This is a genomic window from uncultured Salegentibacter sp., assembly GCF_963972535.1.
Lineage (GTDB): Bacteria > Bacteroidota > Bacteroidia > Flavobacteriales > Flavobacteriaceae > Salegentibacter.
On the sequence record NZ_CAXAVR010000041.1, the window covers coordinates 1 to 21,289 of the forward strand.

Annotated in this window: 20 protein-coding genes and 1 pseudogene; 15 read left to right on the forward strand and 6 right to left on the reverse strand. The window is 36.9% G+C overall.

Annotation, left to right across the window (positions count from 1 at the left end; translation table 11 throughout):
• Nucleotides 1-214 precede the first annotated feature (214 nt).
• The 3 genes from AACZ30_RS07070 to AACZ30_RS07080 are packed head-to-tail and all read left to right on the forward strand — an operon-like array spanning nt 215 to nt 1,458.
• On the forward strand, nt 215-811 hold the full coding sequence (locus AACZ30_RS07070) for a hypothetical protein (protein WP_339648494.1): 597 nt from the start codon (nt 215-217) through the stop codon (nt 809-811).
• Between the two features lie 53 nt (nt 812-864).
• Nucleotides 865-1,047 (forward strand): type II toxin-antitoxin system HicA family toxin, encoded by a 183-nt coding sequence (locus tag AACZ30_RS07075; RefSeq protein WP_208224568.1) that lies wholly within the window; start codon nt 865-867, stop codon nt 1,045-1,047.
• Between the two features lie 6 nt (nt 1,048-1,053).
• Nucleotides 1,054-1,458, forward strand: a complete 405-nt coding sequence (locus tag AACZ30_RS07080) for a type II toxin-antitoxin system HicB family antitoxin (protein ID WP_208224569.1) — start codon at nt 1,054-1,056, stop codon at nt 1,456-1,458.
• On the opposite strand, the gene AACZ30_RS07085 is transcribed toward AACZ30_RS07080, so the two are convergent.
• A complete protein-coding gene (locus tag AACZ30_RS07085) occupies nt 1,455-1,730 on the reverse strand; it encodes a YciI-like protein (protein WP_339648497.1) in 276 nt (91 codons plus the stop codon). The two genes, AACZ30_RS07080 and AACZ30_RS07085, sit on opposite strands and share 4 nt — an antisense overlap.
• A gap of 2 nt (nt 1,731-1,732) precedes the next feature.
• Nucleotides 1,733-2,881 (reverse strand): glycosyltransferase, encoded by a 1,149-nt coding sequence (locus AACZ30_RS07090; protein ID WP_339648499.1) that lies wholly within the window; start codon nt 2,879-2,881, stop codon nt 1,733-1,735.
• A gap of 187 nt (nt 2,882-3,068) precedes the next feature.
• Here AACZ30_RS07090 and ruvC point away from each other — a divergent pair, with 187 nt between their 5' ends.
• The 10 genes from ruvC (at nt 3,069) to AACZ30_RS07140 (ending at nt 13,247) form a co-directional block, all read left to right on the forward strand.
• Nucleotides 3,069-3,668, forward strand: coding sequence for a crossover junction endodeoxyribonuclease RuvC (gene ruvC, locus AACZ30_RS07095; protein ID WP_339648500.1), 600 nt, complete (start codon nt 3,069-3,071; stop codon nt 3,666-3,668).
• A gap of 77 nt (nt 3,669-3,745) precedes the next feature.
• Nucleotides 3,746-4,912 (forward strand): radical SAM family heme chaperone HemW, encoded by a 1,167-nt coding sequence (gene hemW / locus AACZ30_RS07100; RefSeq protein ID WP_339648522.1) that lies wholly within the window; start codon nt 3,746-3,748, stop codon nt 4,910-4,912.
• Between the two features lie 234 nt (nt 4,913-5,146).
• A complete protein-coding gene (locus AACZ30_RS07105; protein ID WP_339648502.1) occupies nt 5,147-5,893 on the forward strand; it encodes a cyclase family protein in 747 nt (248 codons plus the stop codon).
• On the forward strand, nt 5,890-6,240 hold the full coding sequence (locus tag AACZ30_RS07110; RefSeq protein WP_339648503.1) for a DUF4260 domain-containing protein: 351 nt from the start codon (nt 5,890-5,892) through the stop codon (nt 6,238-6,240). Before AACZ30_RS07105 ends, AACZ30_RS07110 begins: the two co-directional genes overlap by 4 nt.
• A gap of 1 nt (nt 6,241) precedes the next feature.
• Entirely contained in the window at nt 6,242-6,856 is a 615-nt protein-coding gene (locus AACZ30_RS07115) for a DUF4230 domain-containing protein (protein ID WP_339648505.1), read from the forward strand.
• Nucleotides 6,857-6,945: 89 nt separating this feature from the next.
• Nucleotides 6,946-7,311, forward strand: coding sequence for an MmcQ/YjbR family DNA-binding protein (locus AACZ30_RS07120; protein WP_339648506.1), 366 nt, complete (start codon nt 6,946-6,948; stop codon nt 7,309-7,311).
• A complete protein-coding gene (locus AACZ30_RS07125; RefSeq protein WP_339648508.1) occupies nt 7,304-9,082 on the forward strand; it encodes a DNA mismatch repair protein MutS in 1,779 nt (592 codons plus the stop codon). Before AACZ30_RS07120 ends, AACZ30_RS07125 begins: the two co-directional genes overlap by 8 nt.
• Nucleotides 9,083-9,301: 219 nt before the next feature.
• Complete coding sequence (locus tag AACZ30_RS07130) at nt 9,302-10,309, forward strand: metal-dependent hydrolase (protein WP_339648510.1); 1,008 nt, start codon at nt 9,302-9,304, stop codon at nt 10,307-10,309.
• A 552-nt stretch (nt 10,310-10,861) separates the two neighbouring features.
• Complete coding sequence (locus AACZ30_RS07135; protein ID WP_339648512.1) at nt 10,862-12,571, forward strand: DUF885 domain-containing protein; 1,710 nt, start codon at nt 10,862-10,864, stop codon at nt 12,569-12,571.
• A gap of 94 nt (nt 12,572-12,665) precedes the next feature.
• The gene (locus tag AACZ30_RS07140) at nt 12,666-13,247 is read left to right on the forward strand and encodes a PhnA domain-containing protein (RefSeq protein ID WP_339648513.1); all 582 of its coding nucleotides are present in this window, start codon (nt 12,666-12,668) and stop codon (nt 13,245-13,247) included.
• Nucleotides 13,248-13,501: 254 nt separating this feature from the next.
• On the opposite strand, the gene AACZ30_RS07145 is transcribed toward AACZ30_RS07140, so the two are convergent.
• From AACZ30_RS07145 to AACZ30_RS07160, 4 genes are all read right to left on the reverse strand, one after another.
• Complete coding sequence (locus tag AACZ30_RS07145) at nt 13,502-15,550, reverse strand: dihydrofolate reductase (RefSeq protein WP_339648514.1); 2,049 nt, start codon at nt 15,548-15,550, stop codon at nt 13,502-13,504.
• Between the two features lie 206 nt (nt 15,551-15,756).
• A complete protein-coding gene (locus AACZ30_RS07150) occupies nt 15,757-16,455 on the reverse strand; it encodes an ABC transporter ATP-binding protein (RefSeq protein WP_339648515.1) in 699 nt (232 codons plus the stop codon).
• A 45-nt stretch (nt 16,456-16,500) separates the two neighbouring features.
• Nucleotides 16,501-17,229: a class I SAM-dependent methyltransferase gene (locus AACZ30_RS07155; protein ID WP_339648516.1), complete on the reverse strand. Its 729-nt coding sequence runs from the start codon at nt 17,227-17,229 to the stop codon at nt 16,501-16,503.
• A 400-nt stretch (nt 17,230-17,629) separates the two neighbouring features.
• Nucleotides 17,630-19,501, reverse strand: coding sequence for an ABC-F family ATP-binding cassette domain-containing protein (locus tag AACZ30_RS07160; protein WP_339648518.1), 1,872 nt, complete (start codon nt 19,499-19,501; stop codon nt 17,630-17,632).
• Nucleotides 19,502-19,666: 165 nt separating this feature from the next.
• Here AACZ30_RS07160 and AACZ30_RS07165 point away from each other — a divergent pair, with 165 nt between their 5' ends.
• Nucleotides 19,667-20,464 (forward strand): polysaccharide biosynthesis/export family protein, encoded by a 798-nt coding sequence (locus AACZ30_RS07165; protein ID WP_339648520.1) that lies wholly within the window; start codon nt 19,667-19,669, stop codon nt 20,462-20,464.
• Nucleotides 20,464-21,289 (forward strand): annotated as a pseudogene (locus tag AACZ30_RS07170) (sugar transporter); the annotation flags it as partial. The gene AACZ30_RS07165 and the pseudogene AACZ30_RS07170, both read left to right, overlap by 1 nt.

Sequence of the window (21,289 nt, forward strand, 5' to 3'; positions counted from 1 at the left end):
GGCAAGCGACCTGAAGAAAAAGATGCATTTAGCTGAGAATTAATTTAATTTTCCCACATCGAGCATTAGGAAATATTCAATACAAGCATATTCGAGATCTTTATATTTGGATATCATGCTTGATTTGGCAGTTAGAAATAAAGTCTTTAAAACTGGATGCAATAGAAGATTAGCTTTTTATTTTCGACAGGCTTTCTCCTAATTTTCCTTACTTTTGCTTAAAGTCCAAGTGCGTTTGCCAATGAAAAAAGCTTTACTCGATAATCGAGATTTAAATGCTCTGAAACCTGTCTCAAGATTTAAGTCTTATTTCTTCCATAATTGTTTATTAGTCTTGTTTCGGCGTGGATTATTTGTAATTGCACTTTTACTAATTTCCTCCTGTAATTTTGAGACCAAGAAAATTTCTTCTGAAGAAGTGCTGGAACTGGAATCCCAAACACTGAATTGGAAAGAAGTAGACGAATACCCGGCATTTGAAGACTGCCAGGACGAAACCGAACTACTTGCAGCCCGGGAATGTTTTGAGCGGGAAGTAGCCGAAAATATTTATGCTTATCTTTCTAAACAACAGCCGGTAGTTACTGAATCTATAGACGATACGCTTTATCTTTACCTGGAAATAAACAGTGCGGGCCGTCCCGAGATCGATTCAGTTAAAATAGATTCGACATTAAATAATCAACTTCCAGAATTGCGAATGTGGTTAGACCAGAGCATAGATTCTCTACCAAAAATTTATCCCGCCAGTAAGCGCGGTGTGCCGGTTTCTACCGTTTTTAAAATGCCTATTGTTATTAAAGCTGAGTAATAATTCACATATAACAGTTTTGTTATATAACATTTTCGTTATATATTTAGAGAGTGAATTCGGTTTCCTTAATTAAAGCAATTAAAAAAGATGGATGGTACCTCGTAAGAACAAAAGGAAGTCACCATCATTTTAAACATCCTGAAAAGAGAGGGATTGTCACCATTCCGCATCCTAAAAAAGATCTTCCTAAGGGAACGGTGAATTCAATTTTAAAACAAGCCGGAATTAAATAAATTACAATGAAAAAGATTAATGTATATGTTGAAAAGGCCGAGGATGGGACTTACTGGGGAAGTACTCAAAATATCCCAGGCGGAGTAAGTGCTTTTGGAAATTCATTAGATGAATTAAAGCAAAATCTTAAAGTTGCGTTTGAGGATTATATAGAAGTAGCAGAAGATCTTAATGAAGAATGGTTAGATGAAATTAAAGGTTTAACTGAATTTGAATATAGGCTGGATATAGCTTCATTTTTTAAGCTTCTTCCAATAAAAATTTCTGCTATCGCCGAAAAATCTGGTATAAACCCTTCGCTCATGAGGCAATATGCCAGTGGAAAAGCAAATGCTTCAGAAGAAAGAGCAAGAAGAATAGAAAAAGCGATTCACGAATTAGGTGAAGATCTTCTTTCAGTATCAATTTAATTGCCAATCACCACATTCCATTTTTTTACCGACCAGCTTTTAATAAGGCCGTTTTTCACGTACGGATCATTTTGGGCAAAAGCTTCCGCGATTTTCTCACTGTCGGCCTTAAAAACCAATACTGCTTCATTTGCCGCATCTATGGCTCCGCCAAGTATAAGATAGCTTTCATTAAAATATTCGCTGGCGTGATTTAAGTGTTCTTTTCGGTATTTTACCCTTTTTTCCAGGTAATTGTCAGAGGTTATATAATCTAAAATATAATAATTCATCTTTAGTTTTTAAATTGTCTTCCTTTCCAGGAAAAGTCCGAAAATATGGATTTCACAGCGACATAAGTGCTAAAGAAAGGATAAAAGATACTGCTCCAAAAATAACTCCGCAATATTTTTTCTCGTTGAAAAAATTTAGCTGAGCTGTAGATCAGTATAAAATCAAGATTAAATTTTACCAGGAAAATGATCAAAATAGGTTGGTAGGCTAGGATTTGTAAGAAGACTAAAAAAACAGCGATCACAAGACTTAAGTTCATTAAAAGCACGCTTACTCCGGTGAATTTTGCAAATAAGCTTTTGTAAGCCGGCGCTTTAGAAGCCCAACGAATTCGCTGTGAAACCAAATCACCAAAATTTTGTTGAGGTTTGGTATAAACAAGTACTTCCTTACTTTTTAAAAACCCGATTTTATAATTCTGCTGCTGAAATTTTTGAAGTAAAAAAACATCATCACCGCTTGCAATATTATCATTTCCGGTAAACCCTGAAACTTCTAAAAAGGCATCTTTCTCATAACATAAATTAGCGCCATTGCACATAAATGCTTTCCCGATACCGAATGCTCCAGCAGTAGATGCCTGAAGACTTAAAATATCTAAGTCTTCAAAATTGCTTAAGATATTTTTGCGCTTATTATTTGTGTTTGCTGCTGGCAGAGAATTTAAAGCAACCGGTCCCGCAATGAGTTTATTTCCGGTTTTAAGTATAAAGTCATTATAGCTTTTTAACCAGTTTTCAAGAACCTGGCAGTCTGCATCGGTAGTAATTATATATTCAAAATTAGCAGAATTAATTGCAGTGTTAATTGCGTCTTTTTTTGGGGAATTCGAAATGTGATTGTTTTCCAGAACTTTTAAATTGAAATCTAGATGAGTTTGCTGAAATTCTTCGATGATTTCCACAGAATTATCTTCCGACTCATCATTCACAAGGATAATTTCAAACTTAGATTCGGGATAATTTATCCTGGCCAGGGAATTCAATAAAACAGGTAAATTTTCGGCTTCATTTCTAAAAGGAATAATAATAGAAAACCGTATTTCGGCAGGTGAATTTTCCGCAGGGAATTCAGGAGTTTTTTTCCAGCCGTAAAGCAGCATTAGCATTAAAACCGAATAACAAATACAGATTATAATAAAGATGAACATATTCGGTTTTTTAATTCTTGTTTTCCGCGTAAAGTAAACCAAATCACTGCAAATTCAACAACAGTAGTAAGAGAAAATATTTAAGCTATTCTGTATTTGAAATCTCGCTTAGCGAGTAAGGAAATGAAATTGCTTAGCTTTGCGAAGCTACGTGAAATTTGGTAGGTTTTAAATTGAAGAAGGTATTTTGAAAAGCGAAAGAATCATTTTAGGAATTGATCCCGGTACCACGATTATGGGTTTCGGACTTATAAAAGTGGAAAACAAGCAGATGAAATTTTTGCAGTTGAATGAATTGCAGCTTAGTAAATACAGCGATCATTACGTGAAACTAAAATTGATTTTTGAACGTACCATAGAGTTGATAGACACTTACCACCCCGATGAAATTGCGATAGAAGCCCCTTTTTTTGGTAAAAACGTACAATCTATGCTTAAGTTGGGAAGGGCACAGGGCGTTGCAATGGCCGCAGGACTTTCAAGAGAGATACCAATTACCGAATATTTACCCAAGAAAATAAAAATGGCAATTACCGGCAATGGGAACGCCAGTAAAGAACAGGTAGCAAAAATGCTACAAAGTTTACTCGGTTTGAAATCCTTACCAAAAAATCTCGACTCAACCGATGGGCTTGCAGCTGCGGTTTGTCATTTTTACAATTCTGGTAGAACCGAAGTGGGAAAAAGCTATTCAGGTTGGGCTGCCTTCGTAAAGCAAAATGAGCCACGAGTTCAGCCCCCTAACCCCCAAAGGGGGAAAACCTCTGGCCCCCCAAAGAAAAAATGAAATTCCCAGTCCATAAGTAGGATGTTTATGAGTTAATGAAAGAGATTAAAATTTTGAGAGAAAAGTTGTTATACGGAATTGCTGATAACTCCTCCCCTTCGGGGAGGCCGGGAGGGGCTGCAGGCTTATACATCCATATTCCTTTCTGTAAGCAGGCTTGTCACTATTGTGATTTTCATTTCTCTACCTCTTTAAAAAAGAAAGGGAAACTTGTGGAGATGCTTTGTAGGGAATTAGTGCTCCGGAAAAATGAGCTCAATTCTCCTGAAATCCAGACGATTTATTTTGGTGGCGGAACTCCCAGTTTGTTAGAAGCAGAGGAACTTCAGCAAATTTTTGAGGCCATTTACTCGAATTATAAGATTGCCGGAAATCCCGAAATCACTCTCGAAGCAAATCCCGATGATTTGACTGAAGAAAAAATAAATGTGCTGGCCGATTCTAAAATCAACCGGCTAAGTATTGGAATTCAATCTTTTTTTGAAGAAGATTTAAAGCTGATGAACCGCGCGCATAATGCCGAAGAAGCTTTAAAAAGTATAAAACTCGCCAAACAATCTTTTGATAATATCTCTATAGATCTTATCTACGGCATTCCAGGAATGAGTTTAGAGCGATGGCAACGAAATATAGAAATTTCACTTGAACTTGGCGTGCCTCATATTTCCAGTTATGCACTTACCGTAGAGCCGAATACCGCGCTTCAGAAATTTATTGAAAGAGGAAAAATAAAACCGGTAGATGACGAAGCGGCAAAGTTTCATTTTGAAATTTTAGTCGAAACTTTAACCAAAAATGGTTTTGAACATTATGAGTTTTCCAACTTTGGCAAGCCCGGTTATTTTTCAGAAAATAATACCGCTTATTGGCTGGGGAAACCTTATTTGGGTATTGGCCCGGCCGCACATTCTTACGATGGGAATTCCCGAAAATGGAACATCTCGAATAATCCACTCTATATAAAAGCACTCGAAAAAGATAAAATCCCACAGGAAACTGAGACCTTATCACTTTCAGATAAATACAACGAATATGTAATGACCCGGCTTCGCACGAAATTTGGAGTAAATCTTGCTGAGGTTTTAGGGAAATTTGGAGAAGATTATAAAGCTCACTTTTTGGAGCTTGCAAAGCCATTGCAAGAAGAAAATTTACTTCAGAAAAAAAATGGAGTTTTTCATATTACTTCTAAAGGAAAATTTTTAAGTGACGGGATTGCTGCAGATTTGTTTTTCCTGGATTAATAAAAGCTTGTTTTTGACTTTCAATCTAAAAATTATCCAACATATTCAAACCTCGTCAAGCTGAATTTATTTCAGCTTCTAACATGTTTTAGTTACGAACAACTTAGATCCCCGAACAAATCGGGGCAGGCTCTAAAACAAGTTCAGGAGGACCATTTCATAAGATTATAGAAAGACTCATCTCATTCTATGTTTATCTTATTTTAGAGCAAAAGTTTTTAATACATTTAGCTTGTGAAAACAAGTATAGCACTCAACAGGAAAACATACCAAACCGATCTTTCCAAACCCCTTGATATTTCCATTGGTTTGCGAGGCGATGCTAAAAATCCGGTAGCGTGGTATTTAGATGCTCCGAAAATAACACCGGTGAAAGACGGCGATTTTATTGGGAAAGTATCAGAAGGAGCTTCGGTTAATTTCAATAATATTCAGTTTAATCCGCATGCACACGGTACGCATACCGAATGTGTAGGGCATATTTCTAGGGAATTTTATAGCATCAACCAAACCCTGAAAACCTTCTTCTTTTTTTCTAAATTGATTTCAGTAGAGCCTGAAACAAGGGGAGATGATAGAGTGATTTCCGAGGTAATTTTGAAGGAGAAAATTCAGCCCAACGCAACTGAAGCTTTAATTATACGCACGCTGCCCAATTTCAGGGAAAAGCAAACGAAAAAGTATTCGCATACCAATTGGCCTTATCTTAGTGAAGAGGCTGCAATTTTTCTTAGAAATTCCGGTGTAAAACATTTGCTTATAGATTTACCTTCGATAGATAAGGAAAAGGATGGCGGGAAATTACTGGCGCACAAAGCTTTTTGGAATTACCCAAAAAATACTCGTTTTGATGCTACCATTACCGAACTGGTGTATGTTCCTAATGCTATTGAGGATGGGGACTATTTACTAAATCTACAAATAGCTTCTTTTGAAAACGATGCCAGCCCCTCAAAACCTGTTTTATATAAATTCTTATGAAAATAACACTCGCAATTGAAGAACTCGCAATGTTAATGTTGGGAATCTTCGTTTTTAGCCGATTAGACTTTGCCTGGTGGTGGTTTTTAGTTTTATTTTTTACACCAGATTTTGGAATGTTGGGGTATATCTTCAATAATAAAACAGGAGCTTTTATTTATAATCTTTTTCATCATAAAGGCCTTGCGCTTTTAATATGGTTCCTGGGATTTTATCTGCAAAGTGAAGTATTTCAATTAATAGGTGTAATTTTGTTTTCACACGCAGCTTTTGATCGTATTTTAGGCTACGGGCTTAAGTATGAAAAAGGCTTCAAGTTCACTCATTTGGGAGAAATAGGAAATTAATATGGAATTTTTATTTATCGGATTGGCCGTGGGAGCGGTCGCGGCTTATTTTATTTTTGCCAGGTTTAATAAGGAGAAATCAAAGCTTAAAACCAACGAGCAGTCCTTGGTGATTATGGATAAAATAAGAAGTGTTTGTAAATTTATTACCGTTGAAGGCGATTTTTCTGAAGTCTATCATTACGAGAATTTAAAGGAAAAATATCTGAGTTTACTTCTGGGAAAGAAAAAGGCCATAGTGTTGGTTAATGCCAAAGCGCACGTAGGTTTTGATCTTAGTAAAGTGCGAATGAATAGCGAAAATGAAAAGAAAACCATTGTGCTTACCAATTTTCCACAGCCCGAATTGCTTACTGTGGAGACAGATTTTAAATATTACGATAAGCGCGAAGGATGGGCGAATCCCTTTACAACGTCAGATCTTACCGATATTAACCGTGACGCAAAAAATTATATAGTTGATAAAATTCCCCAAAGCGGACTTTTAGATCAGGCGCGAAAAGAAGCGCTGGATACTATTTTGTTGATGGAAAAAATAGTGGAAACTATAGGTTGGAAGCTAGATTATACCGCGCTGACTTTAGAAGATAGAAATCAGCCAAAAATTGAGAAATAGAATATAACGTCATCCTGAACTTGTTTCAGGATCTAGCATATTGATTATTAGATAGATTTCCGTCTGCACGGAAATGACAATTCTTAAATATGGACATAGAAACGCTAAGAAATTATTGCATCAGCAAAAAAGGCGTAACCGAAGGTTTACCTTTTGGTCCAGATACCCTGGTTTTTAAAGTTATGGGCAAAATGTTTGCTTTAACCGGTCTTGATGCGATTCCGCTTAGTGTAAATTTAAAATGTGATCCTGAAAAAGCGATTAGCTTGCGGGAAGAATACGAGAATAATATTTTGCCCGGTTACCATATGAATAAACAACATTGGAATACCGTAATCCTGGATGGTCATTTAAAGCCCGACTTTATTTTTCAATTAGTAGATGATTCTTACAATTTGATAAAAGCAGGATTAACCAAAAAGCAACAACAAGAACTTAAAGATTTAGATGAATAACCCATTAGAATTTTATACAAAGCAAAAAGAAATACACCAGCAGGAATTAAGCAAGATCTCCAAAAAATTGCTGTTCTCCAGTTTAATCAGGCTTTTCATTTTTCTCGCAATATGTTTTGCAATCTATTATTTCTTCGGAAATATGAATGTGATCGTTCCCGTAATTTTTGGCGGGATTGCACTTTTTTTATTCCTGGTTTCCAGGCACAGCAATCTTAAAGATAAGAGCGATAAGCAAAAGGAAATTATCAAGCTGAACGAACTGGAAATTGATATTCTAAAAACCCGTAATTTTAAGGATTTACCTGAAGGAAGCGAATTTGAAAACCCTATACATCCTTACAGTCAGGATATCGATTTATTTGGACGAGGCTCGTTTTTCCAGTATTCCAACCGAACCGCGCTTTATGAAGGTACAAAAATACTGGCCGGTATTTTTACTAAAAATAGTATTGAAAATATTCCGCAGAAACAGGAAGCCGTTAAAGAACTGGCAACAAAAGCAGAATGGAGACAGGAGTTTACAGCACTGGCAAAATTGGTAAAGACTGAAACGCCGTCTAAAACCGTAATTAAATGGTTTAAGAATTATAAGAATTTTGTTCCGAATTATATTAAGTGGTTACCCACTGTCTTTTCGGTGATTTCTATTTTAGTGATCGTGGGTTACGCCTTTGATTACTTAAAAGGAATTCACCTTTTTCTATGGTTTTTAGCCGGCTTACTTTTTACAGGAATTTTTCTGAAAAAGATCAATTTACTTTCAGGGAGCGTAAGTAAAGTTCAGGATACTTTTCATCAATATCATTTGCTGCTAGAACTTCTTGAAAAAGAAGAATTTTCTTCAGAAATTTTAAAGAAAAACCAGTCGCTTATTCATTCAGAAAAGAAAAAGGCATCAGCAATTTTTAAAGAATTTTCTAAAGCGATTGACGCGTTAGACCAGCGAAACAATATGCTTTTTGGCATTTTTGGCAACGGTTTTTTACTCTGGGATCTTCGCCAGAGTTATAAACTTGAAAAATGGATTTCAGCATATCGCCAAAATGTCGAAAAGTGGTTTGAAGTAATCGAACTTACTGATGCTTATAATTCCCTGGGAAATTTTGTGTTTAATCATCCTAACTATGTTTTTCCTGAAATCATCAACGAAAAAAGAGGGATTTCTGCAAGCAAATTGGCGCATCCGCTTTTAGATACTAAAAAGAGAGTAGCTAACGATTTTGCGATTGGAGACGAAGAATTCTTTATTATTACCGGCGCAAATATGGCCGGGAAAAGTACTTTTTTGAGAACTGTATCGCTTCAAATTCTAATGAGTAATATTGGGCTTCCGGTTTGTGCTGAAGCCTGTAAGTATTCGCCAATTAAACTCATTACCAGTATGCGCACTAGCGATTCGTTAAGTGACGATGAATCTTACTTCTTTTCAGAATTAAAGCGTTTAAAATTTATAGTAGACGAGATTAAAACCGATCGGTATTTTATTATTCTTGATGAAATTTTAAAAGGAACCAATAGTAGCGATAAAGCTATAGGCTCTAAAAAGTTTATCAGGAAATTGGTGAACTCTAATTCTACCGGAATCATCGCTACGCACGATCTGAGTTTATGCGAAATCACTTCAGAATTAAGTCAGGTGAAAAACCATTATTTTGATGCGGAAATTATCAATGATGAGTTACATTTTGATTATAAATTTAAAGACGGAATTTGCCAGAATATGAATGCATCATTCCTTCTAAGGAAGATGGAGATTGTTGATGATTAAATGCTAGAATTAAGATTTTGGAACCTTTTCTAAGCTTTAGTTGAGATTATATGAAATGTCTTATTTTCGTCAAGCTGAACTTGTTTCAGCTTCTAACATGATCTTATCAACGTCTTAGATCCTGAAACAAGTTCAGGATGACGTGATTAAAACTTTATTACTATCTAGTTTTCTTTTGGAAAAGTAGAAGTTACAAATCAGAGAAGAAAAAAGTCATAAATGGATTCACTAACACAAATAGTCTTAGGCGCTGCGGTTGGCGAAGCGGTTCTGGGGAAAAAAGTTGGAAACAAAGCGATGCTTTATGGAGCCATTGCGGGCACAATTCCCGATCTGGATACTTTTGCCAGCGCTTTTACCGATACTATTACCGCTATTGAAATTCACCGTGGCTTTACACACTCCATCGTATTTTCCATACTTTTTGCACCCATTTTTGGTTGGCTAATTTCAAAGATTGAAAAGAAATCTATTGCAACCTGGCAAAATTGGTCCTGGTTGATGTTTTGGGGCTTTTTCACGCATCCGCTTCTGGATTCTCATACAACCTGGGGCACACAGTTATTTTGGCCTTTAGAAGTCCGTTTGGCGTATAAGAACATTTTTGTAATAGACCCTTTATACACTTTGCCATTTTTAGTGTTCTTAATCCTGGCGATGCGACAAGCAAAAGGAACTAAAAAAAGGAGAAAATTAAATAACCTTGGCCTCTTAATAAGTAGTATCTATTTGTTGGTTATTACCCCGGCCTTAAAACTTTACACGTTTGATAAGTTTACTGAAGCATTAGAAGATCAGGGTATTGCCTATTATAAAATTGAAACCAAACCGGCCCCGCTAAATGCTGTTTTATGGTCGGCTAATGTGGAGATTGATGATGCATATTTAATTGGGAACTATTCAATTTTTGATACACAACCAATAGAATTTGTAGAACATCCTAAAAACCATCAATTCCTTGGCGACTGGAGCGAAAAACGAAATGTAAAACGGCTTATCGATATTTCAGAAGGTTGGTACACGATTTCAAAAAGAGATGGAGAAATTTATTTTAACGATCTTCGTTTTGGGACTTTAAGTCCTATAGCCAGGGCAGATGCCGACTTTGCGTTTAGCTATAAACTGATTGAGGAAAATGGTGAAATTAAAGCCATAGAAACCGAAAAAACGCGTGGTAATGCAAAGGAGTTATTATCGCAATTAGGCACGAGGATTATTGGGAATTAATTATTTAAGATCACCAATTCACAATTAGTGTTAGTAGAATACTCGTGTATTCTTACAACATCATCCAGGCACGTCATTGCGAAGGAAGAATGACTGAAGCAATCTCTCGACTTAATCGGTAGACTTTAGTCTATAGCTAGATTATATCTAACGCCTAACAACTACAGACTATTGACTAAAAATATTCGTGTATTCGTGGCAAGACCTTCAAAAACGCACGTCATTGCGAATAAGGAACAACTGAAGCAATCTTTTCAAATCTTGGGAAAAACTTCTAAATAAAAGATTACCACGCTCCTTCGTCGCTCGTAATGACTAGTAGAAATGATGATCGAATATTATAAGATAATATAGGAGATTCATAATGCGTGGAAGAAAATACTTATTCTATCAAAATTGGTGTCATTGCGAAGGAGGAATGACTGAAGCAATCTCTCTCAACTTGTTCTAAAGACCGTAGTTTTATAAAACCTAAGGTCTAAAAACTATTAACTAACGACTAAAAAAACATTTCTTCAGAAACCTTATATTTATTGAAAATTCTACTTTTTTATGAAAAAACTTTTCAGCATTGCCCTCGTTTTTTTAAGTATTTCCTTTTTATCTGCCCAGGAAGATTCAGAAAAATTAGACTCCATCATAAGTAAAATAGAAGATTACAAAGCCTACGATCGCGAAGAATTTCCTTTGGGATTATATACCGAGAAATATTACAAAGAAGAGTCAGAATTTGCTGAGAAGCAGTTGGAGCAGCTACAGGAAATAAAAACCGATTCTTTAAATGAAACCGAACAGATTTCTCTGAAAATGCTAAAATTTAAACTTCAGGAAACTGTAGATCGCTATAAATATGAAGCTTATTTAAATCCGTTGCTTTCAGATTCGGGATTTCATTTAAGCCTTGCTTACCAGGTTAGAGATTTAAATAATTATAATCAGGTAAAAGCATATTTGAATAAGTTAAATGCGATTCCTACTTATGTAGATCAACATTTCGTGTTATTGCGTGAAGGATTAAAGAAAGGGAATACACAGCCACGGGTGATTTTTGAGGGTTACGAATCTACTTATAACGACCAGATCGTGGAAGATCCAAAAGAAAGTTATTTTTATGAACCTTTTGAAAATCTTCCCAAAACGCTTTCGGAAAAACAAAGGGATTCTGTTTTATCGGCGGCTGAAAATGCGATTTCAAATAATGTAATTCCGCAGTTTAAAAGAATAAAGACATTTTTCGAAACTGAATATCTACCAAATACACGAACAAGTTTGGGAGTTTCTGAAATTCCAAATGGGAGGGAATATTATCAAAATCGATTGGATTATTATACCACTTTAGATTTAACGGCAGAAGAAATTCATCAAATTGGTTTAGAGGAAGTAGCACGGATTAATTCAGAAATGAAAAAAATAATTGCCGAAGTCGAATTTGAGGGCAGTTTCGAGGAATTCATTCATTTCTTAAGAACCGATGAGCAATTTTATGCTAAAACCGGTGAAGAATTATTAATGGAAGCACGGGATATTGCTAAGCGTATTGATGCTAAACTTCCCGCTTATTTTAAAACCTTACCTAGAAAACCTTACGGCGTGGCGAAAGTTCCTGATGCTATTGCTCCAAAATATACCACCGGGCGTTATATTGGCGCCTCAAATGAAACTCAGCCGGGCTATTATTGGGTGAATACTTATAATTTATCTAATCGTCCCTTGTATGTTTTACCTTCTTTAACCGCCCATGAAGCGGTGCCGGGACATCATTTACAAAATGCGTTAAATGCCGAATTGGGCGACAGTATTCCAAAATTCCGTAGAAATATGTATTTATCGGCTTATGGAGAAGGTTGGGGCTTGTATTCTGAGTTCCTAGCTGAAGATATGGGAATTTATACTACACCTTATGAGCTTTTTGGAAAACTTACCTATGAGCAATGGCGTGCCTGCCGATTGGTAATCGATACCGGAATTCACGCGATGGGTTGGAGCAGAGAAGAAGCGGTAGCATACTTCGAGAAGAATACCGCACTTTCTATGCATAATATCAACACTGAAGTAGATCGCTATATTTCCTGGCCTGGCCAGGCTGTTTCCTATAAAATTGGCGAGATTAAAATCAGGGAATTGCGAAAAAAGGCTGAAGAAGCCCTTGGTTCCGATTTTGATATTCGGGATTTCCACGAAGTGATTTTAGAGCAGGGAGTGGTTACACTTCCTATTTTGGAAGAACGGGTGAATCAATATATTGAAGAAGCAAAGGAATAAAGAAAGGGATTTTTAAAGGTTTGCCAGCCTTTTTGTAATAAAAATATCAGCTCAGGTTTATAATATCCTATCTTCGCGACTTCAAAAATCAAGAATGAATTTAGAAAAAGAATTAAGAGAACGCAGCGATAGTACCTGCGAACTTTGTAGCGCTACAGATAATTTACAGGTTTTTAGTCTTGAAAATTTCCCGGGCGAAGTTACTGATGGAAGTTTTATGGCATGCCAGGTTTGCACCGAACAGCTGGAAGATCTTGATAAAGTTGAGGTAAATCACTGGCGTTGTTTAAACGATTCTATGTGGAGTACAGTTCCTGCTGTTCAGGTAACCGCTTTTCAAATGCTGACAAAATTAAAAGCCGAAGGCTGGCCTCAGGATTTGCTTGATATGATGTATATGGAAGACGAGTTAAAAGCTTTTGCCAAATCCCAGTTGATTTCCGAAGAAAACACTACACCGGAATTTATTCATAAAGACAGTAATGGTGCAGTAATCGAAGCCGGTGACACCGTGGTGCTTACTAAAGATTTAAATGTGAAAGGCAGTAGTTTAACCGCTAAACGCGGAACGGCTGTGCGTAGGGTTTCTCTAGTACACAACAATGCAGAACAAATTGAAGGAAAGGTAGAAGGACAACAAATTGTTATTTTGACCAAATTCGTTAAGAAAGTATAAATTGAATTTTTTAGAACAGATATTTCAAATAAGCGTCTTGAATATTTTTCTAATAAAAAAGCCACGAAAACATATTGTATTCGTGGCTTTAGATTTTACAGAAAAATTGAAGAAGGAAATTGAAATTTTCGTTTCTTAATAATTTTTATGATAATTCAATTACTCGATAATCGAGATTAAATGCTCCGAGGCTTGCCTCGAAATCAAATTATATTTTTCAATAATAATGATTCGTGAGCTTGTTCCGAAGTTGTTTATTCCGCTCCGGCGTCTTCCTTTAAAAAGCTATATTTCTTTGAATACTCCAGCATTTGACTTTCAAAGCTTTCGGGCTGAGTTACCTTAATAGTCGTAATTTCACCATTTTCGTCCGTTTCGGTTACTAGCTCAGGATTTACAAAACCGCTGTAAGGCGCTGACTTAAAGACTGCATTTCGTTCTAAAACTTCTTTGTGAATTTCCTGATCTACTTTTACACCATAATTTTCTACAAGGTTTTTGGCAGCTTCGTAATCACCTTCAGATTTAATTCTTTGAGTTTCACGTAATAACTCTCCAAAAAGTTCTCTAAGTTTCTGGTAATCTTTTATGTCGTAATAAGTTTTTCCCTCTTTTTTAACTTTTTCGATCACTCCATCTTCTTTCCCTTTTTCAATAACCCAGGAACTTACCCACATCCTGTTTCTCATATGAGATTCTTCAATGTCTTCGCCCATCTCGATCCTGGTTAATTGACCCAGCATTCCATTCCTGATATAATCGTTATAAGCCGCTTTTCCCAGCTTCGTATGATCATCAGTTAACCCTAATTCTTCTAATTTTGGATCCATTAGATAATAAAGTCCCACCAAATCAGCACGACCTTCTTCCATAGTAGAGGCATAACTTTTTAAGGTTTCTTTGGTCTGGCCAACTCCCTGGTTGATTTTACCTGATGCGTGGCCCACTACTTCGTGAAGTGCAGTATGTAATTTATCGGCCTGTTCGCCGTATTGCTCACTTAACTCAATCTCTTCCTCATCGTGAGAGAACTCTTTAAGTTTTTCGCTTCCGCCAGCTTTGCTATAGGCGTTAATAATATTACCCAGAGAAACCGATTTACTTCCGTGTTCCTGTCTTATCCAGTTTGCATTAGGAAGATTTACACCAATGGGCGTGCTCGGTGAAGCATCTCCGGCTTCCCCTGCAACAATCACGGTTTTGTAGGTTACGCCAACTACTTCTTCTTTTTTGTGATCATCCATGATAGGCGCGTTGTCTTCAAACCATTGCACATTATCTTCCAAAACTTTCATTTTTTCAGACATATCGAAATCTTTTATCTGCACAATATTCTCATAAGAACCGCGGTAGCCTAATGGATCATTATAGACTTCGATAAATCCGTTGATATAATCAATATTTCCCTCTGTGGCTTCAACCCAGGCAACATTATAATCGTCCCAAACTTCAAGATCTCCGGTTTTATAATATTCTATGAGAAGTCCTAAAGCATTAGCTTGTTTTTCGTTTTCGGCAACCGCTTCAGCTTTTTCTAACCATTTGATAATTTCAGAAATTGCATTACCATATAGGCCGTCAACTTTGTAAACCTGTTCCTTTAATTGGCCATTTTCCTTAACAAGTTTAGAATTGAGACCGAAAGAAAGCGGTTTATCGGGATTAGGTGATTTTTTATTTGCATAAAATTCTTCAACTTCAGCAGCGGTAACATCCGCTCCGTAAAAATTGGTGGCAGATCCCGAAAGTAAACCTTCGGCTTCATCTAAGTTTACTTTTTTCGCATCCTTATCGTTAAAAATAACTTCTAAAGGCTCTCCACTAAGTTCGGTATTGGTTTCTGATAATAATGTTTCAAGGTATTCTTTATCAAAATCAGGCTTGATCTTATTGTTAGAATAATGATGATGAATGCCGTTGGAAAACCAAATTCGTTTCAGGTAGGTTTCAAAAGCTTTCCAATCTTCCGAATCTTTGTCGCCTTCGTAATTAGCATACACATTCTCTAAAGCTTTTCTAATCTTTAGATTGTGTTTGTAGTTTTGAGCCCAAATAATATCTCTTCCGGCAAGGCCTGCCTGGGTTAGATAATAAACTAATTTTTGCTCTTTGAGATCCAGATTTTCCCATCCCGGTATTTCGTACCTAAGAATCTTAATATCTGCGAATTCATCTACTTTAACAGAACTATTCTCTTTGGTTTCGGTTTGTTCCTGGTTAGTATGCGCTTCTTTTTCCTGGTCATTACAGGAAATAAAAATGCTTGCAAGTGCAAGCAGTAAAATTCCAAATTTATGCTTCATTTTGATGATTATTTAGATTTCAAAGTTAAGAATAATCCTCTTTATGTGAAGCTTCCGGATGTGGAAATCAGCCCCATTGTAATTCCAGAAAACACCTTGGTAATTTCTGAAAAATGCAGAAGTCTGGCTTTTATGAAACCTTTTTTGAGTCAGATGAAAAAATCTGATTTAGAGAATTTTGGAAAGAAATTTATCCGGATAACCGCTTATTGGCTAATAACCTCTTTTCGTTCATCACTTTCTACCATTCCATCTCGAAGACGAATTACCCGGTGGGCGTGGTCTGCAACCTCCTCTTCGTGAGTAACCAAAATTACGGTATTTCCCGCAGCGTGAATTTCATCAAAAAGATTCATAATTTCTAATGAAGTTTTTGAATCCAGGTTTCCGGTAGGTTCATCGGCAAGAATTATAGAAGGTTTGTTCACCAAAGCTCTTCCAACGGCTACTCTTTGACGCTGCCCTCCCGAAAGTTGATTAGGCTTGTGGTCCATTCTATCTCCTAAACCAACATTAGTAAGTACTTCCTCCGCACGTTTTTTTCGGTCGGCTTTATTGTAACCGGCATAGATCATTGGTAAAGCAACATTTTCTAATGCGGTAGTCCTGGGGAGCAGGTTAAAGGTCTGAAAAACAAAACCGATCTCTTTATTTCTGATTTCGGCAAGTTCATCGTCACCCATTTGGCTCGCATCTTTTCCATTAAGGATATAGGTTCCGGAAGTTGGTGTATCCAGGCAGCCCAATAAGTTCATTAAAGTAGATTTTCCGGAACCGGAAGGCCCCATAATTGCAACATATTCACCACGATCTATATCGAGATCGATTCCTTTTAAAACTTTTACGATTTCATTTCCTAACGGAAAATCCCTGGTAATTTGCCTGATTTCAATGACTTTACTCATGCAGAAAAAATTTTGTGCTTATAGGACGCCTATTTTTACTTTTTGTTACAACCTGATTTTAAAATGCTGTCTTGCCTGTTCTTTCCTGAAAAATACGAGTCCCAGGAAAAAGGTGTCAATCGTTACTCTTACCTGGGGATGCGCTTTAATTTCCTTCCAGGCAGCCTTCATCCCCGGCGACCAGTGAATATCATCTAACACAAAAACTGAATTATTATGAGCGGTGGGTAATAATTGATGGAAATATTTTAAAGTAGCTTCCTTGGTGTGATGCCCGTCGAAATATATAAGATCGAAGGTTGTTTGTTGTTTATTGTTTGTTGTTCGTTGTAAATCTTTTGAGCCTTCGGTTTTACTTTTTTCCTCAGGTGGGGTCACAATTTTAGAAAGAATTTCTTCAAACTCCCCAACAATAAGGTTTACATTTTTAATACCGAATTTTTTCAATTGTTCCCGCGCCACATCAGCGGTTTGTGGGCAACCTTCAATGCTGATTAAGTTATTTTTCTTATTTGCAGCCAGAGCAGAGGCACCAATTCCCAGGGAAGTACCTAATTCAAGATTATTTTTACAACCTAAATAATTAACCAAACGAAATAAAAACCTGGCTCTTTTCTTTGGAATTCCCACATTTTTAGCAATCGCCGAAACGGTACGGCGGTTGGAGGTAAATACCTTGCTACCCGCACCAAAGTCGGTCACCTGAATAGTAGTATTATTTTTCAGAAGATCTTTTCGGTATTGCTTTAATAGCTTATATTCCTTGTATTTCATTTTATCATAAAAACAATTCGTCACCAAATCATATACAAAAGGTGAGTGTAACCCGTGTTGATTCTGGGATTTTAAAAGGAATTTTATGTAAGCTTTTAACTGCAAATTTCAGTTCATAATTTAGTTAGTCTGGCGCGTATTACTTCCTTCTTCAAGCTGGACTGGTTTCAGCTTCCAACGTGATTTGACTATCTCATCTTAGATCCTGAAATAAATTCAGGATGACGAATTAAAGCACTTTCTGACTAATAATAAATAAATTTCTTTTCTCAATTGGTCGCATTGAGTTCTAATGCCTGCTTTTTAAAATCATTTACAGTTATGACAAACACCCCAATAGTGAGGCAAGTGCATAGCCCAAACTCCTACCCACTGCCAACTAAAAACTGCCAACTGAAACCTACTCCGCTTTCGCGCCAAGTTCAAACCAGCGTTCGGTTTTTTCTTCTATTTGAACTTCTATTTTTTTAAGTTCAACTGAATTTTCGGCAACTTTTTCTCCGCTGAGGTCTTGCAGGAATTTCTGCTGAATTTCCTCTTTTTTCTTCTCGAGTCTGGCGATTTCTTTTTCCAGTTTTCCGAATTCCTTCTGTTCGTTGTAACTTAACTTACTGCCCGAGCTCGTCTTTTTCCAGTCTTTTTTATTGTCTTTCTGGTTGGTAGATTGGGTTTCCTCTTTAACTTCCGCAGATGCACTTTCTTCATATTCCCGATAATCGCTATAATTGCCGGGGAAATCCTGAACTTCGGCATTACCCTGGAATACGAACAGGTGATCTACGATCTTATCCATAAAATACCTGTCGTGGGAAACCACTACCAAACAACCCGGAAAGTCCAGCAGGAAGCTCTCTAGCACGTTTAGCGTTACGATATCAAGATCGTTGGTAGGTTCATCCAGAATTAGAAAGTTAGGATTTTGTATAAGCACTGTACACAGGTAAAGCCTTTTTCGTTCACCCCCACTTAATTTTTCAACAAAATCGTATTGCTTTTTACGATCGAATAAAAAGCGCTCTAAAAGTTGCTGCGCTGAAATTTGCCGACCTTTTTTCAGAGGAATATATTCTCCAAATTCCCGAATTACTTCAATAACTTTCTGCCCTGGTTTAATAGTGATTCCTGCCTGGGTGTAATAACCGAATTTTATAGTTTCGCCTATAACTACTTTTCCGTTATCGGGTTTTATCGCTCCGGTGAGAATGTTTAGAAAAGTAGATTTTCCGGTTCCGTTTTTGCCAATAATTCCAATACGTTCGCCGCGTTTAAAATTATAGCTGAAATTTTTCAGTAACTCATTATCTTCAAAAGACTTCCCAATATTATGTAGTTCTACGATTTTACTGCCCATGCGCTCCATATTGAGTTCCAGCTGAATTTCGTGATCCTGCCGGCGTTTGTGGGCCCGATCTTTTATATCCTGGAAATCGTCTATCCTGGATTTAGATTTGGTGGTACGCGCTTTGGGTTGACGGCGCATCCAATCCAGTTCTTTTTTGTAAAGCTGTTTAGCTTTTTCGGTATTTGTGGCTTCCTGCGCCATTCGCGCATCTTTTTTATCAAGATAATAGCCGTAATTTCCTTTGTAGGTGTATAACTGTCCGTGATCTAATTCCACAATTTCATTACAAACCCTTTCTAGGAAATACCTGTCGTGGGTTACCATAAAAATAGTAAAATTCTCTTTTTTAAAATATTCTTCCAGCCACTCTATCATATCCAGATCCAGGTGGTTGGTTGGCTCATCCATAATGATGAAATTTGGCTTTTGTAGCAGCATAACCGTAAGGGCCAATCGCTTTTTTTGTCCACCGGAAAGGTATTTCACCTCTTTAGAAAGATCATCTAGCTTCAGTTTAAACAGAATTTGTTTGTACTGGGTTTCAAAATCCCAGGCCTGAGCGGCATCCATTTCTTCAAAAGCTTTCTGATAAGCATCAGCATCATCGGGATTTTTAAGCGCTTTTTCGTATCGGTTTATAATATTCAGAATTTCATTATCTGAAGAAAATATGGTTTCTTCTACCGTTAAATTAGGATCTAAATTAGGTTCCTGCGGAAGAAAAGCGGTGGTAATATCCTTTCTATACACCACTTTCCCGGCATCTGGCGAATCGGAGCCCGCCAGGATATTTAGGAGGGAAGTTTTTCCGGTTCCGTTTTTGGCGATAAATCCTACTTTTTGGCCTTCATTTATTCCGAATGAAATATCTTCGAATAATACATGTTCCCCGTAGGCTTTGGCAATATTTTCTACACTTAAATAATTCACAGACTTGAGTTTTGTGCAAAATAAAAGGAAAATTGCGACTTAATTTTATTATTAGCCTACAAAAACTATATTTGTTAAAACTATCTAAATTAGGATGGTGCCCGAAAGCATAAATGTGCATTGGTCGGGTTATTTTATCCTGATGTCCCGAATCTATAGTGAAATATGCTGAAGAGATACTATTTAATTCTAATCTTACTGGCGGGAGTTTTAAGTTTCTCGTCCTGTATTTCTACTAAAAAAACTACTTATCTTCAAGATAACGACGAAAAGCTGGATAGTGTTATTCGAATTCAACAGCTTAAAAAACCATATCGTATACAAACCGGTGACCTTTTAAGTATTCGGGTAAAAGCCCTGGACCAGGAATTAGTTGGGATGTTTAACCCTGTGGGAGAAGCAAATCCTAATGCTACTACCGAAGAAGCGGTATTTTTTGACGGTTTTACGGTAGACGATCACGGGAATATTCGCGTGCCCACTCTTGGCGAGGTTAATGTGTTAGGATATACCGAAAGGGAGATAAGGGAAAAAATTGAAGGTCTTTTACTGGAGAATTATTTTAGGGAAGAAGCCAATATTTTTGTAACCGTCAAGCTCGCGGGAATCAGGTATACCACCCTGGGCGAAATAGGAACCGGAAGCCAGGTAATTTATAAAGAAAAGGTAACCATAATGGAAGCCGTAGCCAATGCCGGTGGAATTACCGAATATGGCGATATGGAAAATGTGAAAATTATAAGGCAATATCCCGAGGGCGAAAAAGTTCATCTTATAGACCTAACCGATATTGATGCTACCAAAAGTGAGTATTATTACATTCAGCCCAACGACCTTATTTTGGTGAATGCATTACCGCAAAAAGCATTGGGACTGGGAACAACAGGACTCGAAATATTTAGAACCGGAGTTACCATATTATCATTTATTACAACTACAATCTTATTATTTAGCAGGATTTAATGGCGCACGAAGATGATCACATATCAGATGTAGGCTCAACCTTTGATTTTAAGGGTTTTGTGCTTAAAGTGATAAGTTACTGGAAGTTAATTCTACTTTCGGTAGGAATTAGTTTGGCGGTGGCCTATTATAACAACGTAAGGAAATTACCTGTCTATAACCTAGGGAATTCCATTTCAATAAAAGACGATCAAAATCCGTTTTTCACCAGTAATACCAGTTTAACTTTTAACTGGGGTGGGACTTCAGATAAGGTGAATACCGCGATGACGATCTTAAGATCGCGGTCGCATAACGAAGAGGTGGTAGAAGAACTTCAGTTTTATACTCAGTATTTAAAGGAAGGTGAATATCAACGTATAGATGCTTATGGCAGCGCCCCTTTTAAAGTAGTGGCCGATACCACGATGTCACAGGCCTTAAATGTAACAATGACCATTACATTTTTAGACTCGTCTACTTACAATTTAAAAGCGAATGTGCCTTCGAGTTTGAGCCTTCAGAATTATAAAACCAAAGAGAAAACTTATAGGGAGGTAGAACCTAAAGAATTCAATAAAAATTATAAATCTGGGGAGCTGGTTCGGCTTCCATTTTTTAGTGGATCCATTATTAGGGTAGACCAACCTTTACAGGCAGGAACTCCTTTCTACGTGAGTTTTATGAATTTTGATTCTGCTGTTGGCAGGTACCGAAATGTAAATGTTAGCCCCGAATCCCAGGGTTCTTCGGTTTTAAGAATGAATCAAACCGGTGGAAATAAAGCTAGAATTGTAGATTATCTCAATGGAACTGTTCGTGTGCTTAGTGAAAATATGCTGGCGC